Below are 19,890 nucleotides of genomic sequence, written 5' to 3' on the forward strand. Positions count from 1 at the left end.
TTTAGAGAATTCGCCATGTCAGCATATACGATAATTTTTGCACCTATCGCTCAGGCAACTCGATCGGAACAAGTTGTAGAACGCTTGGAAAATGCAATTATCTCTGGATTGCTCAAAAGCAATGAACAGCTTCCTAACGAGGCGGATCTAGCTCGCTTAATGGGAGTGTCACCCATTACGGTCCGTGAAGCTTTAAATACTTTACGCGTAAAAGGTCTGATTGATACACGACGCGGGCGAAACGGCGGAAGCTTTGTTTGTGAGTTACCTTCCGATTTACTCTTAAACAAGCACCCTCTGCGTCAAGCGTCCAATGAATATCTAGCTGATTTAGGCGAATTTCACAGTGCAATTTTAAGCCATGGTGCATATTTGGCAGCACAGAGAACCACTGAATATGAATTAGGCAAAATTAAAGAGCTTATTGATCAATTTGAACAGGCCGTTGAAGCAGACACACGTGCCCAACTTGATTTACGTTGCTTGTTAACACTCACCTCTTTTGCTCAATCAGCTCGACTGGCAAATCAAGAGTTAACCATACAAGCCGAATGGGCACCGCTCATTGCTGTGCTTTACCAAGATGATCAGTTCCATCAACTGGTCGTCGCTCAATACCACCAACTTTTATCATCTTTTGTTCAAGGCAATGAAGATGATGCTGTTATTCAAGCACGAAAAATCATTTCGATGCTAACAGACCAAATGCTTCGATATAAGTTATCTATCGAATAAAAACAATAAAGTAGAGCGCTTATAAAGTATCAAGTGAGAAATACGGAATTTTAGGAGTTATAGGAATGACCCAACATTTAGATATAGAAGAGCTTCAAAATTTGTTAAAGACGGTGGTTGAGGAAACGACAGCCATTACAGAAAAGCTGGCGACCAAAGCGAGCAAAATTCTCTCAAAACATGAACCTGAAAAAACAAAAGACGTTAAGCTTTCAGGTTCAGAGCGTTCAGCTTTGCAAAAAGAAATTAAAAAAGCCTTACAGGAAAGCCATTACAGTCAAGGCATCGGCTTTGCAAGTTATAGCCCTGCAACGCAAGAAGAACAAGATTATTGGACACTCGAATGGTGGTATAAAAAAGAAGATCAGTTACAACAAGCTAAACTTGAAAACTATCAAAATGCTCAGCGATTTTTAGATTTTCGCTCTTTTGAATGGTTCCATAAACCTGCTCAAAATAAGAGTCCGTGCATTCATGGGCCTTATGTTGACTACATTTGCAATGGTGCATACACCATCACCCTTGCCCATCCAGTCATGATTCGTGATCAATTTATCGGTGTCATTGCTACCGATATTTTAGTTTCCGCACTGGAAAAAATTCTTATGCCGAAACTTAAAAATATAAAACAAAAAGCAATTGTGATTAACGACTCTTCTCGAGTGATTACTTCAAATGACATCACCATCAGAACAGGCACATTATTTAAAGGCCAAAGCCCCGAGCAGTTTCTGGCACGACCGTGTCAATCTTTTCAACTGGTCGTGATCTAGAGTTATATCAAAGATATAAGTATTTGATCTTGCTTTAGGGCATCACCAAGGCGAAACAGCCACCCACTTTTGTACAAACTTTCTCCAAATAGACGTGTTTATTCAAGTCTAGGGGAAGTTTTGGCTCAAAAATAGCATCGCTTTTCCGGATGAAAAGCAAAACAACGAATTTGAGGTTGAAATGACATGGAAAATAAAACGTCTTCCTTAAAAAAACTGTCTCTTTGGCAAGTTACCATTATTGGTATTGCCTATATGACTCCCATGACGGTGTTTGATACTTTCGGTATTGTCTCTGGAATTACCAATGGACATGTGCCACTGGCATATTTGCTCGCACTTGGTGCCATGCTACTCACTGCTTGGAGCTATGCAAGATTTAGTCAAAATTCAGAAAAATCAGGCTCGGCATACAGTTATACCGCTGAAAGTTTAGGTCCCAAAAGTGGTTTTTTTGTCGGTTGGTGTTCCCTACTCGACTATTTATTACTGCCTCTCATTAATGTTTTGCTAGCCGCAATTTATCTCACCGCACTTATTCCAAGTCTGCCTTACTGGTTCTGGGTAATTGTGTCAGCGAGCCTAGTCACTTTAGTGAATTGTTTCCGCATTCGGTTACTCGCCAATTTAAGCCTGTTGTTTGTATTTGCCCCCATCATACTTATGGTCATTTTTGTTTATTTAGTGATTAAGGGTATTGGCTCGGCTCAAGGTTATGAGCATGTGCTTACTTTGGCTCCACTCTGGCATGAGCACCAATCTTTACTCCCCCTCGTTGCAGGTGCCTCAGTTTTGTGCTTTTCATTTTTGGGCTTTGATGCGGTTACCACGCTTTCAAATGAAACCAAACAACCCACCAAAAATATTCCCCGTGCAGTCATGTTAACGACTCTCGCTGGCGGACTTATTTTTTTCACAGCCGCTTGGTTTATTCAGCTATATTTTCCAAATAATCTACGCTTTCAACACCCTTCAGAAGCATTACCTGAAATTGTACTTTACGTCGGCGGCGCTTTTTTTCAATCCGTATTTTTATGCGGACAAATTATGAACACAGTCGCCTCTGGCCTTGCCTCACATGCCAGCGCTTCACGTTTACTGTATATAATGGGCACCGATAATATTTTCCCTAAAAAGTATTTTGGGACAATTCATATTTCATTAGGTACACCATTTTTTTCGGTTTTATTTGTTGGTCTTATTTCAATGTCCGCGGTTTTTCTAGACTTAGCGCAAGTCGTAAGCCTAATTAGCTTTGGTGCCCTAGTCGCTTTTACAGCCGTAAATTTCTCAGTTTTTATGAAGTTTTATATTAAAGATAAACAGCGCTCAGGGTTTAAAAATAAATTTCTAAACCTCTTTTTACCGCTTTTATCGGTCATCAGCATTATTTGCCTCTGGCTCAACCTTGATTCATCTTCGCTCACTTTCGGATGTTTCTGGTTAGCTTTAGGTATTCTCCTATTTATCTATAAAACGATTAAAAAACAAAGTATTGCGATTAGTAATGCTTATTAATTTTTAAGGAACTTTGTCATGAAAATTATTTCTAAACCTCAACTTTTAAAAGACGTGGAATATAAACCAAGTAAATCTCTACAAGTGGGCAAAGAGTGGAGCTGGTTAAATCCGAAACATGCAAAATTTGACGCAACCACTATAGAAGGCACATCGGTAGATAACCCAGCGAACTACTATGAAAGCTCACTTTCTGATTGGCATACCTTTGAAAGCTTAAAAGCTGATATTGAATGCGATGTGGTGGTTATTGGCGGTGGTTTATTGGGTTCATCTACGGCCTTACATTTAGCTGAACAAGGTGTAGAGACTGTTTTATTAGAAAAAAACCGTGTAGGTAGCGCAGCTTCTGGACGCAATGGGGGACAACTCACCCCTGGTTTAGCTCGCTGGGAAGCTCAAGAAATGGCCGATCGCTTGAGTTATGAAGATGCCAAAAAACTCTGGCATTTTACCTCTACAGAAGCCATGCAACTTATTGATGATATCTCGGAAAAATACCAACTCAACTTTGACCGCAAATACGGCCACATTACTGCCGCTGTTCATGAAGGACATTTAGTTGGTTTAACACAAGGCGCCGATGCACGAAAATACTTAGGTGAAGACCATACGCGCATTGTAGGTAAACACGAACTCATGGACTTTATTAAGTCTGATTATTACACAGGTGGTTTAATTGATGAGTTAGGGGGACAAATTCATCCTTTAGCTTTAAACCGTGGCTTAATTTATGGCTTTTGCCAAAATGGCGGTACTGTTTATGAACAAACAGAAGTTCTTTCAATAGAAGAAAAAGCAGATGGTATTTATGTTCAAACTGCAAATGCTGTCGTGAAAGCTAAAAAGTCTGTGGTGTTAGCCGTACACCATGCTTCTTTTAAACTTTTATCAGAGCAAAACAATACTACTATTCCGTTCTATACTTATGTTGCAACAACAGCCCCGCTCGAGTTTGATACGAAAGAGATTTTACCGTTTGGGCATCCAGTTTATGACACACAGTTCCAAATTGATTACTACCGTCCCGTGTTTAACAACCGCTTATTGTTTGGTGGCCAAGGCACAGGAACATGCTGGGGGCCAGAAAAAACTTTAAATTATCTAGAGCATCGAATTCATACAGTTTTCCCTCAAATTAAAAATCTAGAGATGGATTTTGTCTGGAGTGGCACCACTGATTTAACCGTAAATGGTGCAGTCGATAGCCGTAAATTTGGCAATAAATTCCCAATTTATGCTGTTCATGGCTGGAGTGGTCACGGCGTTGCCCAGACGGTACGCATTGGTAAAGCCATTGCAAATGACTTTGTTGGGCAATCTAACGACTTTGAAATGTTATCTAAAATTGATCATCAAAATATTATCTTTGGTCGTACCCTTGCACCCCTTGTTATTCCACTCGCTAAAAGCATGTATGGCATTGGCGCAATGATTAATCCGGGCAAAATGGTATCGTTCTAATTTATAAAATAACCAATTTTCAAAAAAGGATTCGTATAGCTTTGTACGGATCCTTTTTATTTAGCTGAGTAAAATCCTTTTCAAACTAGGTTATCCCTAACCAATCTATTACAATAGCACCAGCTTTTTTATTCAGCGCATATATTTTGAGCAATCCATCTTCCCAATTAAAACGCGGACTTAAAAATCGCCATATCCAGTTAATTGCCATGGGTGGTGCTGTCGGGACAGGTTTATTTTTAGGCTCTGCACAAGTCATCCAGTCTGCTGGTCCTTCTATTATTTTAGGTTATGCCATTGTCGGTTTGGTCGCATTTTTAATTATGCGCCAAATGGGTGAAATGATCGTAGAAGAACCTGTGGTTGGTTCCTTTAGTTACTTTGCACAAAAATATTGGGGGAAATTCCCCGGTTTTTTATCGGGCTGGAACTATTGGGTGGTTTATATTCTGGTCGCAATGACCGAATTAACAGCAGTTGCTAAATATGTGCATTACTGGTGGCCCCATATTCCTGCTTGGATATCAGCCTTATTTTTCTTTGTTTTGGTCACCTGTTTGAACTTAGGCAACGTTAAATTTTATGGTGAATCTGAGTTTTGGTTAGCCATTATTAAAGTTGCAGCAGTCATTGCCATGATCGTGTTTGGCTTATATTTATTGCTCACCGCAGGTAGTGACTCTATCGCTAGCTTTGCAAATTTATGGCAACATGGCGGATTTTTCCCGCATGGGTTCTCGGGCCTATTTTATATGCTCGCCTTTTTAATGTTTGCCTTTGGCGGTATTGAACTGATTGGGATGACTGCTGCTGAAGCCGAAAATCCTGAAAAAAGCATTCCACAAGCTATTAACCAAGTCATATTTCGAATCTTGGTTTTCTATGTGGCTTCGCTTGCTATTATTATGTCGCTCATTCCATGGAATCAGCTTGACCTCGGTGGTTTAGATAAAAGTCCATTTGTGATGATTTTTAGCCAGCTTGGGATTGGCTGGGCAGCGCATTTGCTTAACTTTATTATTTTGACGGCTGCACTGTCTGTTTATAACAGCGGTATGTATGCAAACAGTCGCATGTTATATGGACTCGCAGTACAAGGCCACGCATCCAAATTTTTTACAAAAGTCAGCAAACAAGGGGTTCCAACACCTGCTGTTATCTTTTCTTCTATTCTGATTTTCGGTTGTGTATTGCTGAACTACTTTATTCCAGAAGAAGCTTTAAGCTATCTCATGTACATGGCTGTGGCTGCGCTGGTTTTAAACTGGGCAATTATTAGCTTTACGCATTTAAAGTTTAAACGCGCTATGAAACTTGAAAATAAAGTTGCCAAGTTCCCTGCATTATTTTCACCTTTAAGTAACTATATTGTTTTGATTTTTATTGGCATGATTTTATATATCATGTGGACTCAAGGCTTTGAAAAATCGGTGATTTTAATTCCAATCTGGATTACATTCATGTTTGGATTATATAAATTTCTGAGTTGGAAAAAAGCACTCTAATATTCAAAAAAGGCTTATTCAAACAGAATAGGCCTTTTATCATTTATCAGCTTGTCACTCTAAGTAACTTTAGAAAAACCATTCACATTCTATTCATCATTATTAAATTGTTCTCTACTAGACACATGGATATGTAAGCCTTAGTCATTCTAAACATTGGTATTTAATGAGATAATTATTAAAGTACAAGTGTTTACATGATCTATAAATATTTGTGTCAATGTTCAGCTAAAATCAAAGCAGACCAGTTATCGTTGCAATCACTCAACAGGCAAAAGATACTCCATCGTAAGACAGGTTCTTTACCCACTGCACTGATTTAGCCGTCAACTGTGTCACTCAATGATGAAAGACAGGAAATTTTATGGAAAAAGCTCTGCAATGTCCTAAGTGTGGTTCTACAGAAATTGAAGCACGTGACCATGACAAATTACTTAGAACAACTGGCGGTGTTTTACTCACAGCTGCCGGTACAACGGCAGGCACTGTAGGTGGCGCTGCGACTGGTGCTACTGTTGGAGCAGCTATTGGTACTGTTGCTGGTCCTTTAGGTGTAATTGTTGGCGGAACTGTAGGGACTTTTGTTGGTGCCATTAGTGCAGGAATTACTGGCGGTGTAGTTGGTAACATTTTTGGTAAAAAAGCGGGCGTAATAATCGACAAGAATATTTTTCAAGATTATCGCTGTCTAAAATGTAAATACCGTTTTAAGCAAAAGAAGTAATTTAAATTAAATAGGAGAACTAGTTGCTCTAGCTCTCCTACCTAATCAAAAAATTTATAAACCATCTGGAATAATAAATTTTTATCTAGCATTTCATATAATTAATCTAGATAGCAGCCTATTTTTAATAAAGTAAAACTTTAGTTAAGACTTTAATTTACTTAGCTGCTACTCCATCTTGTTGATATTTTGGTGAACGTGGACCATATAACAACCCCATACCCGGATTATAAGTCGTCGGGGTAAAAAGTTGAGTATTTACCATACTCGCTAATGGATAAGCCCGATCAGTAAAGCTGCCAGCAATCTGTTCAACTAAAGCACCGACGACCATTCCGATTAAACCCGCATTACCATCATTACTTGCTTGAACAAGTTTTTTCTCACCTGTCCAAATCACATCTCCAGTTTTTAAATCAACAAGCTTTGCATCAGCACTTACTGTCGCGACACTCTGAATCACTTGGTATTTAGAACCATATTCTTTAATTCGAATATATAAAGCTGCGTCTGCACCAAAAATCTCTTGTAATTTCTGGGGTGCAATAGACTGAGCATCACTGCCATTAGTAACCCCATTCTCTTTAAACATATTGTCTACGACAGAGATTGGGAAAACGTAATAACCCGCTTCTGCCACAGGTGCCACCACAGTAGGCCAATAACTATAAGTCGCTTTTACATCAGGCGAATCATTGACTGGAGGCAATACCAAAATCGATTTTGGCATATGAGCTTTATAAGCTGTAATATCTTTATTAGGTTGTGGAGTAACAGCACATCCAGTAAATGCAAGGCTAGAGATAACCAAACCAGCAATTAGAAATTTCTTCATCATGATTTTGCATTCCCACCATTCGCATTCATTTTTTGCAATAAGCGATCCATTAAAACTGTAGATTCTGGATATACTTGTCGTTCAAGCTGGAAATACTCAATTGCTTTTTGAGAATTATTTTCTTACAAATACAACAATCCTAAATGCGCATATAAACCTGGCGGAACGGCTAAGCCCTTGCCTTTAGTTTTCTCAATTTCAGCTTCTAATTTTGTGATTTGCGTACTTGGTGTCGCTTTCTCAGGTGAGTTATACATCAAATAGGTTTGATGAGTATAAGTTCCCCAATTATATAAAGGTTGAGGACCAGCGGCACACCCAACCAATCCCATAGCAAGAAAACTGCTTAAAAGAATTTTTTTCATTTAACACATATCCAAAATTATTGAATTGACCAACGGTTATTTTGAATATCTGTTACAAGATTATTAACTGCTTCACGAACAGCTAAATCAAGTACTTTGCCATTTAAAGTCGAATCATAAGAAGCTGTAGAGCCAAAACCTAATACTTCACGAGCACCTAAGGCATATTCACCCGCACCTTGTACGGAATGCACGACTTCAGATGTTTTTACATCAACGACATTTAGATTAACTTTTGCATAAGCAACTTGCTGTTTACCGCGACCTAAAATACCAAATAATTGCTGATCACCTACTTCTTTGCGACCAAACTCAGATACGTCACCTGTGATGACATAACGAGCACCTTTAATAGATTGGCTCGTATTGCTATACCCAACTTCTTGTTTAATCTCAGATAAATTGTCTCGATTTAAAACTGTAAAATAACCAGTTTGCTGTAAATGTGTCTCAAGAATAGTTTTTGCCTGTCCGCCTAGACGGTCTACATTGTCAGAGAAAACGCCTCTCATATAACTAGAGCGGTTATCAAACTTACCAATAGAAACAGGAGCCTTTACTCCCGTATATTTAATTTGTGATGTAGCTACAGTTACTTGCGGGCTTTGTATCGTTCTTGAAGTTTCAGTAGCTGAACAAGCAATTAAACCGAAAGAACTCAAAGTAGTAATGATTAATATTTTTTTCATGTTTACTCTATAAAGATAAATAAATACAAAGAATACATATTATATACAAAAAGACTATCAAATAAGCGAATAAATTAGGACTCTAATAAAAAATTTACTTAATTCGTTTAAATAATTTTTAAAGAAGCAAAAAATTTATTCTATAGATAATTAATTATATGAAACCTATTATTAGTAAATTAATTATGGTTTGCCGTGGTATAGAAAAATCTATCTATGATATAAAAATCAGCTACTTACTTTACGCTTTAAAGAAGATATGAAACAATTATGCCCTAATACAACTTCTGAAATTACAAATGAAAAAATTATTACTTTTAAGCTTAGTTAGCATTTTCAGCTCATATAGTTTTGCAGAGGACAATAGCTCGATTTATCGGGGACTTGGTACTGGTCCTGAAGATTTTTTAAAGTTTCAAATTCTTAAACAAAAAGGTTTCCTAGCCAAAAAACCTAATATTTCAAGAGCAGACTATAACGATATATACAAACTCAAAAAACCTTATGAATTTATGGGACAAAACGTTGTGCTTATTTCAGATGAATATATGTCTGAATATGTGGGCTGTTGTGTGAGTGAAGGTTGGGGAGCTGTATTTAAGCAAACCACCAATTTAAAATTAATTGAAAAATTTGCAAAAAAGAATCAATGTAATATCGCTCCGATAGAAACCGATAGCACTTACTATGGGTTTAAAATTAGTTCTCTGCCAAAAGGTAATTACTATGAATTATCCTGCCGCGAACGTGATTTAGATGAGTCTCAATAAGTCAAAATTAAACTCTGAAAATAAGAGCCAATATTCCTGTTTAACTTAAAATATCAGACCCATATAAACTAAGTGAGCAAGATGCTTTTGAACTACCTTTTCAAAAGCATCTTGTTCCAAAGCACTATTCATCAAGTTATTTTAAAAAACCGCTCCAACACCTCATCCCTCTCACTCAAACTATTGGTACTTAAAAACCCAAACATCAAACCATCTATTAGATTTAAAACCATATCGGCATCAGGTTTTAAGGCACGAGTTTCCAAACTAAAAATTAGGTCAAAAAGTTCTTTAAGTAGCCATTTTCTATATTCAATCGCCATGCGGTAAGCCCTTGGGTAAAGCAGTTTTAATTCAAAAATAGCTTTAAACAAAAGATGGTAAAAGCTATTTACATCAACATGTAAACGGACAATTTCTTTGAGTTTATCGGCTGCGGTTGGGTAGCGGTGTGAATAGACAATTACCAGTACTTCTTCTTTGAGTCGGCTTTTTTGAAGGATTAAGCATATTTCAACAAGGCGTTCTTTCGAGTGAAAGTAGTTATAAAACGTCGCTTTTTGAATTCCGGATTTTTTAACAATCAGATCTACACCAGTGGTGTGAAATCCATAGGTAGTAAATAAGTTTATAGCCGTACGAATAACGTGTAATTTTTTGGAAGAGGTTTCTAAATTTGGCATAGTTTTACCGTTATAAATTCTTGTTGTTTCTAAATGAGATACTTTTTTGGGAGAAAAAAAGGCATAGCAAAGCCATAAAGACTGTGTTTTGCACATCTCAAGTTTTATTGTTAATTAATTTTTTGGTCGCGACGAATTAAAGCCTGAAAGCGCTAATCGCTATCAAGCAGCTTATAAATTTAAGTCGTGTCGATACAGACTTTGGCAAAGACTGCCAAGAAATAATGGATGTGCAAAGCCAACTCCTTTTTATTGGGAGTTCTGCCAAGTCATTAAAATTATGGTGGCAGAACGGAAGAAGGTTGACAGACTGGTCAAACGAGGCCAGCACACCCACAGGTGTCCCCCTCCCGTTCCGCCGCAGAGGGGGCACGAGGGTGCACACACTAAAAGTATAAAACCTTTAGTGTTCGTTTGAATCAGCCTGTCAAAGCCGGCTGGCAATGGGGCCAGCAGGCAAAGAATAGTGCTCTACCCTTTTACAGTCAAGCACACAAAATGACATTTGTTTTAAATTAGATCATTAAAAAGTAAGGATAAATAATGAGTGAGTTATTGTTAAAGTGGGGTTTATAAAAAGAAATCATTAAAGTCGAAACCAAGGTTTTTTGGGCTTAGTCCCAGTATATGCTGGGCTAACTTTAATTGGCCCCTGACCTTTTTCACATTCTTGCACGCCCCACTCACTCGGGCGAAAACGCGCATTAGGTCCATCGGGTTCAGGTTTACCAAATTCTTTTGCAATATCGTGATCAATTACTGGAATTTCATGTAACACAATGTCCCCACGAGAACAGGCGATGGTAGGACGCTTTGTGTCGTAAACCCATTTACCGTAACCATTTTCCTCCTTAGGATCAAAGCGCATAACTGGACCTATTTGCTGATCCCACGCCAGCTCCATTCGAGGAGGCTCCATCGCAGTTACCCACATTCCTGCGACTTGTACAGGATGAGGGAAACGTACAGCTTGTAATCCCCGTAAACTCAGGGGTAATTGTGGCTCACCATTATCAAAAGCATCATAACGACTGATTAAGCTCCCTTTGGGAATCAACAGTTCACCATATTGGGCATCTTGAGATAAAACGAAATGACTGCGACTTTCTTTATAATGCTCTTTAAGCGCAAAATCATACCCTACCGATGCAATCATATAAAATAAATAACCTGCCCACAGGTCACATATCAATGCCAATACCGTAATGAATAATGTCTTTTTAGAAAAAAACCTTACAGGCTTTTGCGCCTTATTTCGCCAAAAGAGTATTACTTTCACCAACAAGCCTATTGTTAGAACAGCACCAATTAATGGAGTAATAAACAACAGAAAAATTGCGAAAAAAGAGAATGGCTGTACTGGTATCATAATTTTTAAATCTTTAACTTCATATTTTTCTAAGGCGGGCCGCTAAGAAAATTATATATATGTATATAAAAAAATAGGCATTGCTATTTAGTGCTTACATTACAAAATAGGAATAGTTGCTTCCATTTTTACTTATGATTTTTTAAAAATATATGCCTTTTCTCAATTTAATATGATTGGCCTGCTATGAAGTATAAAAATTAAACTAGCCAAATAACGCTAATCTAAATAAAAAAGCTAAGCCCCGATTACCGAGGCTTAGCTTTGGAAAATAAATTAAACAGCCATCCTAAGGTAGACTATTTAAGCTTAGATCAATATAAATATTTTACTGAAAATCCTGTGTACTAATTTTAGACAACTTTAAAAGTATCTATCGGGTAAATTGCTGCTCAAGCATTGTTTTCCCCCATTGATTTCCTTCCCATTCTTTCGTCAGTTTAAAACCAAACGACTCATAAAGTTTACGAGCTGCGTCAAGACCACTAAATGTCCATAATTGCACAGCAGAGAATCCTTTTTGATCACAAAAATCTATAGCTTCTGCTAATAATTTTTTCCCGATACCACTACCTTGATATCCATCCTCAAGAATAAACCAACGTAAATGAGCTTCATTATTTCCTAAATCTTGACCATCTATGGCTACAGATCCAATAATCTGATCATTATGTATAGCAAGCCAAATGTTATTATTTTCATCATGTAGTCGTTCCGAAAACTCAGCAAGGCCGGATGCAACTTTACCTTCAAAGAAATATCCAAACCCATAGTTTTTTGCATAATATCTTCCATGCATTTCTGCGATGCGACCAATCATTCCAGCACGATATCCAGATACTATTTCAATATTTTTACTTACCTCAACAATTGGGTTGGTTCTACAAGCAACTAAAGCTTTTGCATAAGATGTAAGACCTTGAGCAATTTGTTTCTGTTCAAATGGTTCTGAATTTTCTATAGCGCGAATTACCCTCATTTCACCATATGCATTTATTTTTTTAACCGTATTACGTCCTTTATCAGTAAGTTGTAGCGATTTAGATCTTCCATCATTTATTGCTTGTACTTCTTTAATTTCGTCAGCTTCTATTAATTTACTTAGCATTCTACTTACACTAGATTTTTCCAAGCCCAAGATTTGTGCTAATTGGATAGCCGTCATAGAGCCATAATTTTCAATCTCTAATAGTGTATGAACCGCTGAAGGTGAATAGTCTGTAGCAGCCAGAGTAGCATTCATAAATCCCAGCTCACGAACCATGATTCGTGAAGATCTACGAATTTCTTCAATTAATTTACTATCTATCATACAAACACCTCCAAATATAGTTGTATCATACAACTATATTTGGAGATATGAGTCAATTATTTATTACTATCGATAAAGTAGATAAGGACTTTAATTATGAGTTAGTACAAATAAGACCTTCCAAATAAAAAAAGCTAAGCCCCTATTACCGAGGCTTAGCTTTAAAAATAATTTTAAATTAAAAAATTACTTATTTGATGTCTGCAAATTCAGAAACAGGTTTGTTCACTTCAACTTTTGTGCCACCAAATTTTTCGCTCACAAACTTTTGAACTTTAGGTAAGTGGTAAAGTTCACCAAGTTTTGTATAGATCGGATCGTTTTTGTTCGCTTCAGCAACACCCAACAAATTCACATAAAGCTTTGTAGACTGATCAATAGGCTCCCGGAAGATCGCATCTTTCATTACATTTAAGCCGCCTTCAAGCGCCAATGTATTACCCAACACAATCGCATCTACATCGTTTTTAACACGAACTGCTGTAGTCATTTGAATTGGTTTTAATTGTAAGTTTTTAGGGTTTTCAACGACGTCATTGGTCGTCCCTTTTACAGGGTCAAAGTCTGGTTTTAGTTTAATCAATTTAGCAGACTGTAATAATGTTAAAGCACGCGCTTCGTTAGCAGTATCGTTTGGAATTGCGATGGTCGCGCCTTGTGGGAACTCTTCAACAGATTTAACTTTATTTGCATAAATACCCATTGGCTCTAGGTAAGTTGTCGCAACAGCAGCAACTTTAGCTGTATTTGAAGAATTATAAGCTGCCAAATAGTTAAATGACTGGAACGCATTTACGTCTTGTTCGCCACTTGCTACAGATGTGTTAAGCACAACGTAGTCAGTCAGGTTAGTAACTTCGAGTTTAATGCCCGCTTGAGCAGTTTCAGGCAGCGTCGCCACGTATTTCCATACGTCAGTGTCTGAACCTGTAGAAACTAGTTTAATTGTTCGAACTGACTCAGTTTTGTCTTTAGCTGATGCTGTATTTTCAGTTTTTGCAGGTTCTTTATTACATGCAGTCAGTGTTAGAACAGATGCGCTGAACAGAACACTAAATAATTTTTTCATAGATACATCCTAAAATAGGAAACGCCTATCTTATAAAAGAGTCAGGCATTGCCAACCAATGGGTCAAAATACAATTTTGGGGCGGAAATAATTTCCAGATATCGGGTTTAGAAAACTGAATTCAGCATCATTCCTTCCTTGAACTTGCTCGCTGAACAATAGAATTATGTTTTGAAACAGTTTCTAAATATTGGCTCATCATATATCAATAAATGAATATTCTACAAATAACTTGTACGATTCTAATATATAGACCTCTTATAACTAAGATATTGAAAACATAAAATATATTATATAAAGATAGTATTTTTGATTAAAATTTATACTCAATTGATTTATATGAAATTTTCGGCATTTATTAGCAATATTTAAGCTAAATAGAGTTGTAGTTTTTATTTTAAGCATAAAAAAAAGCCCCTACTTTCACAGGGGCTTTTCGAATTTGGCGGAAGCGGTGAGATTCGAACTCACGGAGGACTCACACCCTCGTCGGTTTTCAAGACCGGTGCATTAAACCGCTCTGCCACGCTTCCATGTGCGTAAGAATACAAAGCTTATTCATTTTATTCAAGAAAAAAATCACCGCTTTGTGTTCAAGTGCATATTGTTTCATCAATTTTACAGTTGGGCAGCCAATTCTGCTCCTTCTTTGATCGCACGCTTGGCATCTAGCTCTGCTGCGAGCTTTGCACCACCAATAATATGGTAGTTCGCGATCGTCGACTCACCTTCTTTTGGCATTAAGTTTTTTACCGACTCTTGCCCTGCACACACCACTACCGTGTCTACACGTAAAAGCTGGTCTTGACCATTGTGCTCAATCCAAAGCCCTTCTTCGGTAACTGCTTTATATTGCACACCACGTAGCATACGCACACCATGCTTTTTAAGCTGTGCACGATGGACCCAACCCGAAGTTTTGCCAAGACCAATACCAAGTGGTGTTGTTTTACGTTGCAATAAATAAATTTCACGGATTGCCGGCTCAACAACTGGCGGCTGCATTCCCCCTTCAGAAATGTAGTTTGGATCTGGGTCAACACCCCATTCACGTTGCCACTCGGCTAAAGGTTGAGGCTGTGGTTGATGTGGGGGTTTAAGCAAAAATTCAGATACATCAAACCCAATACCGCCCGCGCCAATCACTGCAACTTTTCGTCCAACTTCAGCACCCTGTAAAACTTGAGCATAAGAAAGAACTTGAGGTGAATTACTTCCTTCAATCTTTAATGCACGCGGCACGACTCCAGTCGCCACAATCACCTCATCAAAACCTTCACGTTCAAGTTGTTCACGATTAACACGAGTATTTAAACGAACATCTACGCCAGTTTTTTGAAGTTGTACTTTAAAGTAGCGAATCGTTTCGTGGAATTCCTCTTTACCCGGCACCACCTTTGCAAAGTTAAATTGACCACCTACATCTGAAGTTGCTTCAAATAGCGTCACTGCATGGCCACGGCTTGCCGCAACAGTTGCCGCCGACATACCCGCTACTCCACCGCCCACAACTGCAATTCGCTTAGGCTGTTTAGTCTTTAAATAGACCAGTTCAGTTTCATGGCCTGCACGTGGGTTAACCAAACAAGACACACGCTTATTTTTAAAGGCGTGGTCTAAACAGGCTTGGTTACACGCAATACAGGTATTAATTTCATCAACACGGTTAGTCGCAGTTTTATTTACCCAAAATGCATCGGCTAATAATGGACGCGCCATTTGAACCATATCTGCTTTGCCACTTGCCAAAATTTCTTCGGCAGTTTCAGGCATGTTAATTCGGTTTGACGCAATAATCGGAATAGAAATATGTTGTTTTACATGAGCCGTGTAATCGACAAAAGCTGCTCGAGGCACTGACGTTACAATGGTCGGAACACGAGCTTCATGCCAGCCAATGCCGGTATTTAATAAAGTCACCCCTGCTTTTTCTAAAGCTTTGGCTACAGTCACCACCTCTTGCATGGTGTTACCGTCATGAACTAAATCGAGCAACGACAAGCGGAAACAGATAATAAATTTTTCACCAACTTTTGCACGAATCGCCTTTACGACTTCGACCGGAAAGCGCATACGGTTTTCAATATCACCGCCCCAACGGTCAGTACGCTGGTTCACATGGCTGCTTAAAAACTGGTTAATCAGATAACCTTCCGAGCCCATAATTTCAACGCCGTCATAGCCCGCTTTTTTGGCAATGTCAGCACAATGTGCATAGTCATCAATCGTACTTAAAATATTTTTTTCAGAAAGCTGACGCGGTTTAAATGGTGAAATTGGCGATTTGATCGGACTAGAAGACACTGCAAAAGGTTGATAACCATAACGGCCAGCATGCAAAATTTGCATTAAAATTTTTGAACCGTGCTTATGCACAGCATGTGTAACCAGACGGTGCTGTGGAATATCGGTTAAACCATTCATGGTTCCACCCATGGGTAGTAGCCAACCTTGACGGTTTGGAGAAATCCCCCCAGTCACAATCAGGCCAACCCCACCTTTTGCACGCTCTTCAAAATAAGCTGCCAGTTTTGGGTAATTGTAAAAACGGTCTTCAAGCCCCGTATGCATGGATCCCATCACCACACGGTTTTTAATGGTGGTAAAGCCTAAATGTAATGGTTTTAATAAATTGGCGTAACTTGTCATGCTGCGTCCCAATAATTTTTTGCAACTTGTTGCATAGTACTTTAATACTTTTCTGATAATTTTGGATGACCATGCAAAGAAATTTATCGGAGCTTATGGTCAATCCAGTAAAACAGCTCCTATTGCTTTTATTTAATGACGCTAATGAAATCTAACTCTTTCTCCCATTTATATAATAAAAACAGCATAATCACGCCAAGAATGGTTCCAATAGGAAATGCAAAAAGTAAAAATATCGTTAGAAAAAGAGAAATATATCTAGAATTTTTTGTGCCATCTAAAACTCTTTTAGCAGCGTATATATGGAGTCCAATAACTACCCCTTTTCCAATAATTCCACCAAGTAAATATGTAGGAATAGGGTCATTTAATGCCATGTAATGGTAAATCATATAAATCGCGTCGAGTACCGTGATCGCAGCCACAACATAGTGTGCACGTGATAAGCCAATATTTTTCTTCATATTCATCCTGTTTTCTTTTTAAGTTATTAAAAGTCTTTTCTTATTTGGACAACCATACTTCATTTAACTCTTCTTATTCTATAAATAGCCTTATATTTTTTATCAAATTAAAACTTCAAATCAGAACTAGTGAATTAATGCTTTTTTTGCGAAAAAAAGCACCATGAATAGTGCTACAATAGCCGCCATTCAGAATTCTCAAGACCGCCTATATGGGGTCTTTTTCATAAATGTTAGGATTAGCAATGACTGATAATGCAACTATCTTGCAGCATGTACCAGTAGGCAAAAAAGTTGGGATTGCCTTCTCCGGAGGCCTAGACACTTCAGCTGCCTTATTGTGGATGAAACAAAAAGGCGCAGAACCTTATGCATATACTGCAAACTTAGGCCAGCCAGATGAAGATGACTACGATGCAATTCCAAAGAAAGCAGAACAATACGGCGCTGTAAAAGCTCGCTTAATTGACTGCCGCTTACAACTTGCGCTTGAAGGTATTGCTGCGATTCAGTGTGGTGCATTCCATATCAGTACAGGTGGCGTTCCATATTTCAATACGACTCCACTCGGTCGTGCAGTAACAGGTACTATGTTAGTTACTGCAATGAAAGAAGATGACGTAAACATCTGGGGTGACGGCTCAACTTATAAAGGTAACGATATTGAACGTTTCTATCGTTATGGTTTGTTGACTAACCCAAATCTTAAAATTTATAAGCCTTGGTTAGATCAAAACTTCATCGATGAACTCGGTGGCCGTGCTGAAATGTCACAGTTCCTCATCGACAACGGTTTTGACTACAAAATGTCAAAAGAAAAAGCGTACTCAACTGACTCAAACATGTTGGGCGCGACTCACGAAGCAAAAGATCTTGAATACTTAAATGCCGGTATCAAAATCGTTGACCCAATTATGGGTGTTGCTTTCTGGAAAGATGAAGTTGAAATTACTCCAGAAGAAGTGACTGTACGTTTTGAAGAAGGTGTACCTGTTGCATTAAACGGTCAAACTTTTGACAATCCGGTTGAGCTTATTCTTGAAGCAAACCGTATTGGTGGCCGTCATGGTTTAGGTATGTCTGACCAAATCGAAAACCGTATTATCGAAGCAAAATCTCGTGGTATTTATGAAGCACCGGGTATGGCTCTTCTTCATATTGCTTACGAGCGTTTAGTTACTGGTATTCATAACGAAGATACGATCGAACAATACCGCATTAACGGTTTACGTTTAGGTCGTTTACTTTACCAAGGCCGCTGGTTCGACTCTCAAGCGCTTATGTTACGTGAAACTGCACAGCGTTGGGTAGCTAAAGCAATTACTGGTGAAGTAACTCTTGAACTTCGTCGTGGTAATGACTACACCATCATGAACACTGAATCTCCGAACTTAACGTACGAAGCTGAACGTTTAACAATGGAAAAAGGCGATTCAATGTTTACGCCAATGGACCGTATTGGTCAGTTGACTATGCGTAACCTCGACATTACCGATACACGTGCAAAACTTGGTATCTATACAGATGCTGGTTTGCTTTCAATCGGTCAAGGTTCTGCTGTGCCACAACTCGATAGCAAGAAAAAATAATTTTCTTACTTAATAAAAAAGCCACCGACAAAGGTGGCTTTTTTATTTTAAGTCTCTGTTTAAGCAGGTTCCACTACTTCTAGAGGCTGATAATAAATCTGGTTACGTCCAAGCTGTTTAGCCCGATACAAAGCTTGATCCGCAGCATGAATTAACTTTTCCTGATTTACTTTAAAACCTTCTGTATAAACAGTAAAACCTAAACTAATGGTGACCTGCTTAGAAACTAAAGATGCAGCATGAGGAATCGCTTGTCGCTCAATCGCTTTATAAATATTTGCAGCGACCGCATAAGCACCTTGTGCAGGTGTTTTCGGCAACAGCACGACAAACTCTTCTCCGCCATAACGGGCCACAAAATCAACATGGCGTATCGAATTTTTAATTGCAGAGGCAATAGATGAGATGACCTTATCGCCCATTTGATGCCCATAAAAATCGTTATAATTTTTAAAAAAATCGATATCAATAAATAAAACAGCCAATGGACGCTTTTCTTGCTTTGCGCGATAGTAAAAAAAGTCGAACATCTCATCAAAAGTACGTCGATTTGAGATATTGGTCAGTGCATCCTGCTGACTTAAATGAAGCAACTCAGATGCCTCAATTCTTAAAATCTGTTCATTAAGTTCAGCAAGCTGGTTATTTAAAAAAAGACTTCTTTCTCTAGAGGTGAGCATCGTGCTAATTGAAAAACCTAAAATACAGCTTCCAAACAGCGCTCTTCCCAAAGCAATATAATCACAATTTGCTTGCAATAAAATCAGTAGAGAAAAAACACAAATCGCTGCGATCAAACCCACATAAAGCATATGCAGAGGCTTTATTCCGCTTAAAATAAACCCCAGCATATATAAGAAGGAAATTAGTAACATCGACTGGTTTTTAAGGGCGACATTTTCTACGCTAAGAAGCAGCATTGCATTGATAATAATGGTCAGAAATACAATGCCACAGGCAGCGATATAAAAATATTCACTGAGGCCTTTAAACTTTGCAAAAACCCAAAATAGTAGTAGCGCACAAGCAATATTCATTGCACTCAGTAAGCAATAGATGAAGTCCCAAGTAATATTAGGCACCCCGATTACCAAGTAGTCAGTTGGTAAAGCAAGTAAAATAAAAATAAGGTAGGTTAAAATGCCACTTGCTAAAAATTTTGAGATATTCTGTTTAGTTCGCTCAAGGTTTAGGCACCAGAATTTTTTTTCTAATTGATGTGGCAAAGGCGTATTGGCATAACGATGGGTATGTAGAGTTACCAAATATTCTATTTCTTCTTTTGCTTTGAGTAATTCATGTACATTTCCCCTATTCGCCACTACTTGATTCCTGCTTCTTACACATTAACAAAATATAACATTATTTTTTAAT

The 19,890-nt window shown here is 38.2% G+C and carries 17 protein-coding genes, 1 tRNA gene and 1 pseudogene; 8 read left to right on the forward strand and 11 right to left on the reverse strand.

The window, feature by feature from the left end:
• The first annotated feature begins 15 nt into the window (after positions 1-15).
• The 6 genes from rmpR to SOI76_RS13055 all read left to right on the forward strand — a co-directional run bounded on the left by rmpR (position 16) and on the right by SOI76_RS13055 (position 6,719).
• Complete coding sequence (gene rmpR / locus SOI76_RS13030) at positions 16-735, forward strand: FadR/GntR family transcriptional regulator (RefSeq protein ID WP_014206133.1); 720 nt, start codon at positions 16-18, stop codon at positions 733-735.
• 65 nt (positions 736-800) lie between these two features.
• A complete protein-coding gene (locus SOI76_RS13035; protein WP_104079385.1) occupies positions 801-1,508 on the forward strand; it encodes a cache domain-containing protein in 708 nt (235 codons plus the stop codon).
• Positions 1,509-1,694: 186 nt separating this feature from the next.
• Positions 1,695-3,026: an APC family permease gene (puuP, locus tag SOI76_RS13040; protein WP_104079384.1), complete on the forward strand. Its 1,332-nt coding sequence runs from the start codon at positions 1,695-1,697 to the stop codon at positions 3,024-3,026.
• Positions 3,027-3,044: 18 nt separating this feature from the next.
• Entirely contained in the window at positions 3,045-4,490 is a 1,446-nt protein-coding gene (gene puuB / locus SOI76_RS13045; RefSeq protein ID WP_104079383.1) for an NAD(P)/FAD-dependent oxidoreductase, read from the forward strand.
• Positions 4,491-4,636: 146 nt separating this feature from the next.
• Positions 4,637-5,995: an amino acid permease gene (locus SOI76_RS13050; protein ID WP_104079382.1), complete on the forward strand. Its 1,359-nt coding sequence runs from the start codon at positions 4,637-4,639 to the stop codon at positions 5,993-5,995.
• 364 nt (positions 5,996-6,359) lie between these two features.
• On the forward strand, positions 6,360-6,719 hold the full coding sequence (locus SOI76_RS13055; protein ID WP_002120526.1) for a hypothetical protein: 360 nt from the start codon (positions 6,360-6,362) through the stop codon (positions 6,717-6,719).
• Between the two features lie 157 nt (positions 6,720-6,876).
• Here the strand turns inward: SOI76_RS13055 and SOI76_RS13060 are convergent, their stop codons facing one another.
• The 3 genes and pseudogenes from SOI76_RS13060 to SOI76_RS13070 all read right to left on the reverse strand — a co-directional run bounded on the left by SOI76_RS13060 (position 6,877) and on the right by SOI76_RS13070 (position 8,611).
• A complete protein-coding gene (locus SOI76_RS13060) occupies positions 6,877-7,557 on the reverse strand; it encodes a DUF799 domain-containing protein (protein WP_104079381.1) in 681 nt (226 codons plus the stop codon).
• Positions 7,554-7,922, reverse strand: a pseudogene (locus SOI76_RS13065) (DUF4810 domain-containing protein). The gene SOI76_RS13060 and the pseudogene SOI76_RS13065 overlap by 4 nt, the downstream one beginning before the upstream one ends.
• A 17-nt stretch (positions 7,923-7,939) precedes the next feature.
• On the reverse strand, positions 7,940-8,611 hold the full coding sequence (locus SOI76_RS13070) for a CsgG/HfaB family protein (protein ID WP_104079380.1): 672 nt from the start codon (positions 8,609-8,611) through the stop codon (positions 7,940-7,942).
• A 299-nt stretch (positions 8,612-8,910) separates the two neighbouring features.
• On the opposite strand from SOI76_RS13070, the gene SOI76_RS13075 reads away from it, so the two are divergent.
• The gene (locus SOI76_RS13075; RefSeq protein WP_000735016.1) at positions 8,911-9,381 is read left to right on the forward strand and encodes a hypothetical protein; all 471 of its coding nucleotides are present in this window, start codon (positions 8,911-8,913) and stop codon (positions 9,379-9,381) included.
• 131 nt (positions 9,382-9,512) lie between these two features.
• Here SOI76_RS13075 and SOI76_RS13080 read toward each other — a convergent pair whose 3' ends face one another.
• From SOI76_RS13080 to SOI76_RS13110, 7 genes are all read right to left on the reverse strand, one after another.
• Positions 9,513-10,064, reverse strand: a complete 552-nt coding sequence (locus tag SOI76_RS13080) for a TetR/AcrR family transcriptional regulator (protein WP_205668395.1) — start codon at positions 10,062-10,064, stop codon at positions 9,513-9,515.
• A 586-nt stretch (positions 10,065-10,650) separates the two neighbouring features.
• Positions 10,651-11,391, reverse strand: coding sequence for a hypothetical protein (locus tag SOI76_RS13085; RefSeq protein ID WP_104079474.1), 741 nt, complete (start codon positions 11,389-11,391; stop codon positions 10,651-10,653).
• Positions 11,392-11,806: 415 nt separating this feature from the next.
• Positions 11,807-12,745 carry a bifunctional helix-turn-helix transcriptional regulator/GNAT family N-acetyltransferase gene (locus SOI76_RS13090; RefSeq protein WP_104079378.1) on the reverse strand — a complete coding sequence of 313 codons (939 nt, stop codon included), beginning with the start codon at positions 12,743-12,745 and terminating at the stop codon, positions 11,807-11,809.
• A gap of 190 nt (positions 12,746-12,935) precedes the next feature.
• The gene (gene plpA / locus SOI76_RS13095; RefSeq protein WP_033847952.1) at positions 12,936-13,814 is read right to left on the reverse strand and encodes a MetQ/NlpA family ABC transporter substrate-binding protein; all 879 of its coding nucleotides are present in this window, start codon (positions 13,812-13,814) and stop codon (positions 12,936-12,938) included.
• A gap of 443 nt (positions 13,815-14,257) precedes the next feature.
• Positions 14,258-14,347: transfer RNA gene (locus tag SOI76_RS13100), tRNA-Ser, on the reverse strand.
• A gap of 85 nt (positions 14,348-14,432) precedes the next feature.
• Positions 14,433-16,463, reverse strand: a complete 2,031-nt coding sequence (locus SOI76_RS13105) for an NADPH-dependent 2,4-dienoyl-CoA reductase (RefSeq protein WP_104079377.1) — start codon at positions 16,461-16,463, stop codon at positions 14,433-14,435.
• A gap of 128 nt (positions 16,464-16,591) precedes the next feature.
• Complete coding sequence (locus SOI76_RS13110; protein ID WP_228149114.1) at positions 16,592-16,933, reverse strand: hypothetical protein; 342 nt, start codon at positions 16,931-16,933, stop codon at positions 16,592-16,594.
• Positions 16,934-17,157: 224 nt separating this feature from the next.
• Between SOI76_RS13110 and argG the strand changes: the two genes are divergently transcribed.
• Complete coding sequence (gene argG / locus SOI76_RS13115) at positions 17,158-18,516, forward strand: argininosuccinate synthase (RefSeq protein ID WP_014206117.1); 1,359 nt, start codon at positions 17,158-17,160, stop codon at positions 18,514-18,516.
• Between the two features lie 59 nt (positions 18,517-18,575).
• Here argG and SOI76_RS13120 read toward each other — a convergent pair whose 3' ends face one another.
• Positions 18,576-19,838 carry a GGDEF domain-containing protein gene (locus SOI76_RS13120; RefSeq protein WP_104079376.1) on the reverse strand — a complete coding sequence of 421 codons (1,263 nt, stop codon included), beginning with the start codon at positions 19,836-19,838 and terminating at the stop codon, positions 18,576-18,578.
• Positions 19,839-19,890: the final 52 nt, after the last annotated feature.

Origin of the sequence: Acinetobacter pittii, assembly GCF_034064985.1 — a bacterium.
Lineage (GTDB): Bacteria > Pseudomonadota > Gammaproteobacteria > Pseudomonadales > Moraxellaceae > Acinetobacter > Acinetobacter pittii_H.

Excerpts from the sequence above, each read along its gene's own strand:
- SOI76_RS13075 (WP_000735016.1), top strand. The coding sequence starts at position 8,911 with ATGAAAAAATTATTACTTTTAAGCTTAGTTAGCATTTTCAGCTCATAT.
- SOI76_RS13070 (WP_104079380.1), bottom strand. The coding sequence starts at position 8,611 with ATGAAAAAAATATTAATCATTACTACTTTGAGTTCTTTCGGTTTAATT.
- puuB (WP_104079383.1), top strand. The coding sequence starts at position 3,045 with ATGAAAATTATTTCTAAACCTCAACTTTTAAAAGACGTGGAATATAAA.
- SOI76_RS13105 (WP_104079377.1), bottom strand. The coding sequence starts at position 16,463 with ATGACAAGTTACGCCAATTTATTAAAACCATTACATTTAGGCTTTACC.
- argG (WP_014206117.1), top strand. The coding sequence starts at position 17,158 with ATGTTAGGATTAGCAATGACTGATAATGCAACTATCTTGCAGCATGTA.
- SOI76_RS13060 (WP_104079381.1), bottom strand. The coding sequence starts at position 7,557 with ATGATGAAGAAATTTCTAATTGCTGGTTTGGTTATCTCTAGCCTTGCA.
- SOI76_RS13110 (WP_228149114.1), bottom strand. The coding sequence starts at position 16,933 with ATGAATATGAAGAAAAATATTGGCTTATCACGTGCACACTATGTTGTG.
- SOI76_RS13090 (WP_104079378.1), bottom strand. The coding sequence starts at position 12,745 with ATGATAGATAGTAAATTAATTGAAGAAATTCGTAGATCTTCACGAATC.
- plpA (WP_033847952.1), bottom strand. The coding sequence starts at position 13,814 with ATGAAAAAATTATTTAGTGTTCTGTTCAGCGCATCTGTTCTAACACTG.
- SOI76_RS13035 (WP_104079385.1), top strand. The coding sequence starts at position 801 with ATGACCCAACATTTAGATATAGAAGAGCTTCAAAATTTGTTAAAGACG.
- rmpR (WP_014206133.1), top strand. The coding sequence starts at position 16 with ATGTCAGCATATACGATAATTTTTGCACCTATCGCTCAGGCAACTCGA.
- SOI76_RS13080 (WP_205668395.1), bottom strand. The coding sequence starts at position 10,064 with ATGCCAAATTTAGAAACCTCTTCCAAAAAATTACACGTTATTCGTACG.
- puuP (WP_104079384.1), top strand. The coding sequence starts at position 1,695 with ATGGAAAATAAAACGTCTTCCTTAAAAAAACTGTCTCTTTGGCAAGTT.
- SOI76_RS13055 (WP_002120526.1), top strand. The coding sequence starts at position 6,360 with ATGGAAAAAGCTCTGCAATGTCCTAAGTGTGGTTCTACAGAAATTGAA.